Raw genomic sequence first — 7,435 nt, 5'->3', positions numbered from 1 at the left:
ACCGCGTCCGCGTTCAGCGACTTCAAGGTCCTGCGGACCTTCGTGTCACCCGCCCCGCGGACATCCGCCTTCGCCGCCACAGCCGCGCCGCTGTACCCGACGATCAGCTTCAGGCCCTGCTTCTGCGCCCTGCGGCTGGCCGACTTGTTGAGCTCGGTGACGTCGAAGAGCCGCCGGTCGAGCTTGCCACCGGCGATCAGCCGTGCCGCGTCGGCCGGCACGACCAGGGTGTGCCCGCCGGCCTTGCGTATCTGAACCGGTATCCCCTCACGGCCCCTGGCCCGCTCCAAGCCCAGAACACGGCCCTTCGCGTCGACGACGACACGGTCACCGGTGATCAGCGTGACACGGTGCTTGGGCGCGGTCTGCACAGCTTGGCCGGCGGCCGTACGCTCGGGCTCCGCCGACGCCGGGCTGGTCATGCCCGCCGCCAGAGCCACGGCAGCCGCCGTGGCAATCGTGCCCGCGCACGCTCTTTTCACTTGTCTGCGCAAGTCTCCCCCTGGAGATCAGGTCCGGGATGAACCCCCGTTCACCCGGCCGGGGGACATCCCGTACGCATGCTCGCGCGTAACCCCCCGGAATACTCAGTATGCCGGGGGGTGAACTGGTGCTCAATAGTGAGACCACAGTCAAGAGTTGGCGTTTTCCTTGACGGTGATCTTTCCCTTCCGGATCGTGGCGACCCTCGGGGCCTTTTTCGCCAATGCGGAATCGTGCGTGACCATGATGAAAGTGAGCCCGTGCTCCTTCCACATGGTGTCGAGTACGTCCATGATCTCGTCGCGCATCGACTCGTCGAGGTTGCCGGTCGGTTCGTCGGCGAGCAGCACCTTCGGCTGCTTGACCAGGGCACGGGCGATGGCGACGCGCTGCTGCTGGCCGCCGGACAGCTCCGCGGGCAGGTGCCCGGCCCGCTCGGCGAGCCCTACGGACTCCAGTGCCGCGGCGGCCCTTTCCCGCCGTTCCTTCACCTTCACCTTCAGCGGTACGAGGGCGGTCTCCACGTTCTCCTGGGCGGTAAGGGTGGGAATGAGATTGAAGCTCTGGAAAACGAATCCGATGTTCTCGCTGCGCACGTTCGTCAGTTTGGTCTCGGACAATCTGGCGAGATCTGTTCCGTCCAGCTCGATGCTTCCGCCGGTGGGGCGGTCGAGGCCGCCGAGCATCTGGAGGAGGGTGGATTTGCCGCCGCCGGTGGGGCCCTGGATGACCAGGCGGTCGCCGTCCGCGATGGTCAGGTCGACGCCTGCGAGGGCGTGGACGGTCTCCTTGCCCCGCTTGTACTGCTTGGTGATGCCTCTTAGTTCGTACACGTGTGGCTCCTGGGCCGGGCGCTCCGCGAGGGGCGCGGTGTGAAAAGGTGCGGGCCGTCCGTGGCTGGTCGCGCAGTTCCCCGCGCCCCTGAGGAGCGCGGGCTGCGACCGCCGTGTCGGAGGTGCGGGTCGGTCGTGGCTGAGCGCGCCGTTCCCCGCGCCCCCCGAGGAGGGGGCGGGTGGTGGCAGCCGTATGCGGAGTGCGGGTCGGTTGCGGCTGAGCGCGCAGTTCCTCGCGCCCCCTAGGGGGCGGGTGGTGGCCGCCGTATGGGAAGTGCGGGCTGTGCGTGGCTGAGCGCGCCGTTCCCCGCGCCCCTGACGGGGCGGGGGTTACTCGACCCGGCGCAGTGCGTCCGCCGGGCGGAGGCGGGAGGCTCGCCAGCCGCCGAACGCGCCGGCTATCAGGCCGCCGGCCACCGCGAGGCCCACCGCGATCACGATCGTGTTGAGGGCGACGGGTGCCGTGAGGGTCACGTCGAGGGCCTTGGAGGCCGCCTGGCGGGCCGGGCCGCCCATGCCGCCGCCACCGGGGCCTCCGCCGCCGCCGGGGCCGCCCATGCCCCCGCCCGTGGACGCGAGTTCGGCCTGGAGCGTCGGGCTGATCGCGGTGACGGCGTACGCGCCGCCGAGGCCGAGGGCGATCCCGAGGACACCGCCGACGAGGCCGTTGACGACCGCCTCCCCGACGACCTGCCGGGTGACACGGCCGGACTTCCAGCCGAGCGCCTTCAGCGTGCCGAACTCCCGTACGCGCCGGGACACGGCGGACGAGGTGAGCAGTCCCGCGACCAGGAACGCGGCCACGAGCACCGCGATCGAGAGCCACTTGCCCACGTTCGAGGCGAGGTCGGAGGCCGTGGAGAGGGACCCGGACACCGTGTCCGCGAGGTCGGCGGAGGTCGTCACCGTCGTACCGTCGATGTTCTTCTGGATGGTCGACTTGACGCTGTCGATCTGCTGCGAGTCGGACGCCTTGACGTAGATCGTGGTGACCTTGTTCTTGGAGTCACTGATCGTCTGCGCCTGCTTGAGCGGGATGTACAGGTTGGCCGCCGCGTCCCCGCTGTCGGGCGTCGCGATGCCGATGACCTTGTACTTGACGCTCTTGACGGTGACGGTGTCGCCGAGGGCGAGCTTCTTCTCCTTGGCGTAGGACTTGTCGGCGACGACGACCTTCGCGTCGGTCTCCGAGGTCTTGAACGTACGGCCGCTGGTGATCTTCGAGGAGGTCAGCGGGCCCAGGTCGGGCTTGGTGACGTCCGTGCCGTACACGGAGTAGTTGTTGACGTCGAAGTCGGCGCCACCGCCCTCGACGCGGCCCTGCGGGGACTGCTGGGCACCGGGGCCGCCACCCTGCTGGTTGCCACCGCCGCCGCCCTGCTGCTGGTCCTGCTGGAACTCGCCCCGCTGGAACTGGCCGCTGACCTTGATGACTTGGAGACTGAGCCCGCCTACGGCGTCCGAGACGCCCTTCTGCGTATCGACCTTGGAGACCGTGCCGGCCGCCAGGGTCTGGAAGCCCTGCACCATGACGCGGTCGCTGCTCTGCTCCTCGTCGGAGTCACCGTCCCGGGCGTCGAACTGGAAGCGCGGGCGCTCGCCCGTGCCCGACTGGGCCTGGGCCGCCTTGGTGACCGTCATGTCCGTGCCCAGCCCGTACAGCGACTGGAGGACCTTGCCCTGCGCCTTCTCCATGCCGGACGACACGGAGCTGACCACGATGACCAGGGCGATGCCCAGGGCGAGTCCGGAGGCGACGACGAGCGCCGCCTTTCTGCGGCGGCGCAGTTCGCGCCTCAGATAGGTGAAGAACATGGCCGCAAGCTAGGGACGGCGTGTGATGGCGGGATAAGCCCCGCATAAGAGAAGGATGAGAAGGCTGTGCAGAACCCCGGAAAGGCCCCCCAGCGGGCTGTGCGGGCCCGAGGAAGGCTGTGAAAACGCCGAGGGCGGCTGCTCGTGGTGAGCAACCGCCCTCGGCGCGAGGAGTGTTCGGGTCGGTCGGCGGGTCAGGCGGCCGAACCGGCCTTCCACGCCGCCCAGTCCAGGTTCCAGCCGTTGAGGCCGTTGTCCGGGGCGACGGTCTTGTCACCGGTGTTCCGCACGTCCACGACGTCACCGACGATCGAGTGGCTGTAGAACCAACCGCCCGGCGAGTTCGTGTCGTTGGCACCCTTGGTGTCCGACAGGCCCACGCAGCCGTGGCTGGTGTTGACGCTGCCGAAGATGGACTTGGCGCCCCAGTAGTTGCCGTGGATGAACGTGCCGGAGTTCGACAGACGCATCGCGTGCGGTACGTCCTTGATGTCGTACTCGCCCTTGCCGTCGTCGTCCGTGAAGCCCACGGTCGCGCCGTTCATCCGGGTCTCCTTGAACTTCTCGGAGATCACCATCTGGCCCTGGTACGTCTTGTTCTCGGGCGAGCCGGCCGAGATCGGGATGGTCCGGATCGTCTTGCCGTCCTGCATGACCTTCATCGTCTTCGTCTTGGCGTCGACGATGGAGACCTGGTTGCGGCCGATCTTGAAGGTGACCGTCTTCTGCTGCACACCGAAGACACCGGAGGCACCTTCGACACCGTCGAGGTTCAGCTTCAGGGTGACGGTGGAGTTGCCCTTCCAGTACTCCTCGGGGCGGAAGTCCAGGCGGTTGGCGTTGAACCAGTGCCCGACGACCTCCTGGCCGCTGGTCGAGGAGACGGTGATGCCCTTCTGGACGTCCGCCTTGTTCGTGATCGCCTTGTCGAAGTTGATCGAGACCGGCATACCGACGCCGACGGTGGAACCGTCCTCGGGCGTGAAGTTGCCGATGAAGCTGTTGGCCGGCGAGACCGTCGTGAACGACGCGTTCTCGTGGGCGGCGCGGCCGTCCGAGTCCTTGGCCGTCGCGGCGATCTTGTAGGCGGTGGCGCGCTCCAGCTGACCGCTGGGCTTCCAGCTCTTCTTGTCCGCGGATATCTCGCCCTCGACGGCGGCACCGGCCGCCGTCTTCATGGTCACCTCGCTCAGTGTGCCCTTGGTCACAGTGACCGCGGCGGCGCTGTTGATGGAGGCGTTGTCGGAGCCGTCCTTGGGCGTGATCTTGATCTGGGCCTCGGACGTCTTCTTCGCCGCGGCCTCGTCGACCTTCGACTGCGAGGAACCGTCCCCTTCGTCGTCGCCCTTGGGGTTGTCGCCGCCCCCTCCGCTGCACGCAGAGAGCATCAGCACCCCGCCGAGCAGTGCGGACGCGACCGTCAGGCCCTTGCGCCGCTTACTGTCCGTCATCACACGCTTCTCCATCGTTGCCGAATCCCCTGAACCACGAGAGTCCCCGTAACACCAATTAACGCTACGACCGGTTCGTCCCGTTCCACATCCATCACGGGTGTGGGGCATGCCACGTCGATCCACAGGGATACGCCTGGTGCGGGTGTCGGTCACTGCGTCCCATGAGACGACAGAACCCCGGGTGGCGGTTGCCGCCCGGGGTCATGAATTCTCCCGAGCGGTGTCAGCCGGTCGCTTCTTTCTCGTCCGAGGCGTCATCATCCTCGTCCAGGTCCCAATCCGGCGAATCGGGGTCGTAGTCGATGTGCTCGCTGCTCCACGAGGCCTGGGCGAGTTCGACCCCGGGCAGGTCCGCGACCAGGTCGAACGGGTCGACGAGGTACGCGAGGGCCTCGGCCGTGTTGTGCGTCACTGTGCTCTCGGCGTGGGCCCGCTCGTCGGCCGGGATCTCGGAATCCTCGGCCATGCGGGTCAGCGCCGCCTTGGTCAGCGCGTTCTCGTCGTCCACCTCGACGACCAATTCGACGTGCAACCGCACAAAACGTGATGTCTCAGGTGTGCTCATACCCCGGAGCGTACGACTCCTGGCCACCGTGACTTTCCCGTGACCCGCACCTTTCACTAACATCGCCCCACACGGCCAATTCGCCAGCGTCACAAGGGGATCGATATTCCGTGTCCGCACGTCGATCGTTGCTGACCGCCACCGCTGCGGGGACCCTCCTGGGTGCCCTGTGGTTCGTCCCGTCCGCCAACGCGACGGACGACAAGCCGGCGGAGCACACCACACGGACAACGACCACGACGGTGGTCCGCACCGCGGCACACACCTCCACGGACACGTCCGGGGAGGCCGCCACGAACACAACAGACACAGCCGAGACAACCGACACGACTGATACGACCGACACGACCCAGACCCGCCTGGCCGACACGGGAAGCTTCGACACGACCCCGTACGTGGCAGGCGGAACGCTGTTCCTGGCCCTGGGAGCGGGTTTCGTCGCCTACTCCGTCCGCAGGGAGCGCATGACAGAGCTCTGAGCCCCGTAAGGGGCGCGGGGAACCGCGCGGTCGGCCACGACGAACACGCGGCCGCCGCTCGACAAGTCCCCCCGCCCCGTCAGGCGGACCGACGCCCACCCTGCTGTCCACCCCGCGTACGCGGCGCCGCAGCGCCCCCGCGGCCACGAGCCGCACCCCCGGCGCCGGACCCGCCGCGCGCACCGCCGCCACCGGACCGCGAACCGGCGGAACGAGTACCGGCGGCAGCCGCCCCGCGGCCACCTCCGCCCCCGCCACCACCACGCCGTGCCCGGGACTTCCCCTGGGACGGCTGGGCGACCGCGGGCTCCGGTACGGGGATGACGACCGGGACGCCGGAAGGCTCCCGCGCGCCGGTGATCCGTACGAGCTCCTCGTCGCTGGACCTGACGCGGGCCGTGTGCGGGCTGATCCCCGCGTTGGCCATCAGCTGGGTCATGTCCCGCTTCTGCTCGGGCAGGACCAGCGTGACGACACTGCCGGACTCCCCCGCGCGAGCGGTACGGCCGCCGCGGTGCAGGTAGTCCTTGTGGTCGGTCGGCGGGTCGACGTTCACGACGAGGTCGAGGTCGTCGACATGGATGCCGCGCGCCGCCACGTTGGTCGCGACGAGGGCGGTCACCAGACCGTTCTTGAACTGGTCGAGCGTGCGGGTGCGCTGCGGCTGGGAGCGTCCGCCGTGCAGGGCGGAGGCGCGTACGCCGCTCGCGAGCAGCCGCTTGGTGAAGCGGTCGGCCGAGCGCTTCGTGTCGACGAACATGATCACGCGCCCGTCGCGGGCGGCGATCCGCATCGCGACGGCCTTCTTGTCCGTCTCGTCGGCGACGTGCAGCACGTGGTGCTCCATCGTCGTCACCGCGCCGGCGGACGGGTCGACGGAGTGCACGACGGGGTCCGTGAGGTACATCCGCACGAGCCTGTCGATGTTCTTGTCCAGGGTCGCCGAGAACAGCATGCGCTGACCGTCCGGCTCGACCTGGTTCAGGAGACCGATGACCTGGGGCATGAAGCCCATGTCGGCCATCTGGTCGGCCTCGTCGAGGACGGTGATCGACACCTGCGCGAGGGTGCAGTCGCCCCGGTCTATCAGGTCCTTGAGGCGTCCCGGCGTGGCGACGAGCACCTCGGCACCGCGCCGCAGCAGGGCGGACTGCTTGCCGATGGAGAGCCCGCCGACGACGGTCGCGAGGCGCAGGTTCACGGCCGTGGCGTACGGCGTGAGCGCGTCGGTGACCTGCTGGGCGAGTTCACGCGTGGGCACCAGGACGAGCGCGAGCGGCGCCTTGGGCTCGGCGCGGCGGCCTGCCGTGCGGGCGAGCAGCGCGAGGCCGAAGGCGAGGGTCTTGCCCGAGCCGGTGCGGCCCCGGCCGAGGATGTCGCGCCCGGCGAGGGAGTTGGGCAGGGTGGCGCCCTGGATCGGGAAGGGGTCGGTCACACCCTGGGCGCTGAGGGTCTTGCCGAGCGCGGCCGGCATGTCCAGCGCGTCGAAGGACTCGACGGAGGGCAGCGCGGGCGTGAGCGTCTGCGGCAGGGTGAACTCGCGCGGCGGGGCGGCCTGCGCGATGGGCTTCTTGCGTACGTTTCTGCCGCCGCCGTTGGCGGGGGCCGCCTGGCCTCCGCCGCGTGTGCCACGAGAGCCGCGGGAACCCCGGGAATTCGCCGGGCGTTGGCCGGCGGGTCGTTCAGGACGTTCGGATCGAGTCATGCTGGATCGGGAATTCCTTCCTGGGCCGCACGGATTCCCGTGCATTCACGGTTTCCCGTGCTCAAGGACACACGGACAGCACAAGCCGGGACCCGCACCCG

Annotated in this window: 6 protein-coding genes and 1 pseudogene; 1 reads left to right on the top strand and 6 read right to left on the bottom strand. The window is 69.0% G+C overall.

All coding sequences use genetic code 11. The features are described 5' to 3' along the window. The 5 genes and pseudogenes from ACZ60E_RS38405 to ACZ60E_RS38385 form a co-directional block, all read right to left on the bottom strand. Nucleotides 1-422, bottom strand: a pseudogene (locus tag ACZ60E_RS38405) (peptidase S8); the annotation flags it as partial. A gap of 210 nt (nt 423-632) precedes the next feature. Then, a complete protein-coding gene (locus ACZ60E_RS38400; protein WP_384800007.1) occupies nt 633-1,316 on the bottom strand; it encodes an ABC transporter ATP-binding protein in 684 nt (227 codons plus the stop codon). Between the two features lie 330 nt (nt 1,317-1,646). Further along, on the bottom strand, nt 1,647-3,131 hold the full coding sequence (locus ACZ60E_RS38395; RefSeq protein WP_469446569.1) for an ABC transporter permease: 1,485 nt from the start codon (nt 3,129-3,131) through the stop codon (nt 1,647-1,649). A 194-nt stretch (nt 3,132-3,325) separates the two neighbouring features. Continuing rightward, complete coding sequence (locus tag ACZ60E_RS38390; RefSeq protein WP_384800013.1) at nt 3,326-4,597, bottom strand: L,D-transpeptidase; 1,272 nt, start codon at nt 4,595-4,597, stop codon at nt 3,326-3,328. A 211-nt stretch (nt 4,598-4,808) separates the two neighbouring features. Continuing rightward, nucleotides 4,809-5,150, bottom strand: coding sequence for a hypothetical protein (locus ACZ60E_RS38385; RefSeq protein ID WP_210880640.1), 342 nt, complete (start codon nt 5,148-5,150; stop codon nt 4,809-4,811). A gap of 110 nt (nt 5,151-5,260) precedes the next feature. Between ACZ60E_RS38385 and ACZ60E_RS38380 the strand changes: the two genes are divergently transcribed. Beyond that, entirely contained in the window at nt 5,261-5,629 is a 369-nt protein-coding gene (locus ACZ60E_RS38380; protein WP_384800016.1) for a cell wall protein, read from the top strand. A 79-nt stretch (nt 5,630-5,708) separates the two neighbouring features. Here ACZ60E_RS38380 and ACZ60E_RS38375 read toward each other — a convergent pair whose 3' ends face one another. Beyond that, the gene (locus ACZ60E_RS38375) at nt 5,709-7,334 is read right to left on the bottom strand and encodes a DEAD/DEAH box helicase (protein ID WP_469446566.1); all 1,626 of its coding nucleotides are present in this window, start codon (nt 7,332-7,334) and stop codon (nt 5,709-5,711) included. Between the last annotated feature and the right edge of the window lie 101 nt (nt 7,335-7,435).

The sequence above is a fragment of the Streptomyces sp. NPDC102514 genome (genome assembly GCF_055584525.1).
This window is presented reverse-complemented; position numbering and strand designations above follow the sequence as displayed.

Bases quoted from the DNA above. Each gene is read 5' to 3' on its own strand.
- ACZ60E_RS38390 (WP_384800013.1), bottom strand. From the start codon at position 4,597: ATGGAGAAGCGTGTGATGACGGACAGTAAGCGGCGCAAGGGCCTGACG.
- ACZ60E_RS38375 (WP_469446566.1), bottom strand. From the start codon at position 7,334: ATGACTCGATCCGAACGTCCTGAACGACCCGCCGGCCAACGCCCGGCG.
- ACZ60E_RS38395 (WP_469446569.1), bottom strand. From the start codon at position 3,131: ATGTTCTTCACCTATCTGAGGCGCGAACTGCGCCGCCGCAGAAAGGCG.
- ACZ60E_RS38385 (WP_210880640.1), bottom strand. From the start codon at position 5,150: ATGAGCACACCTGAGACATCACGTTTTGTGCGGTTGCACGTCGAATTG.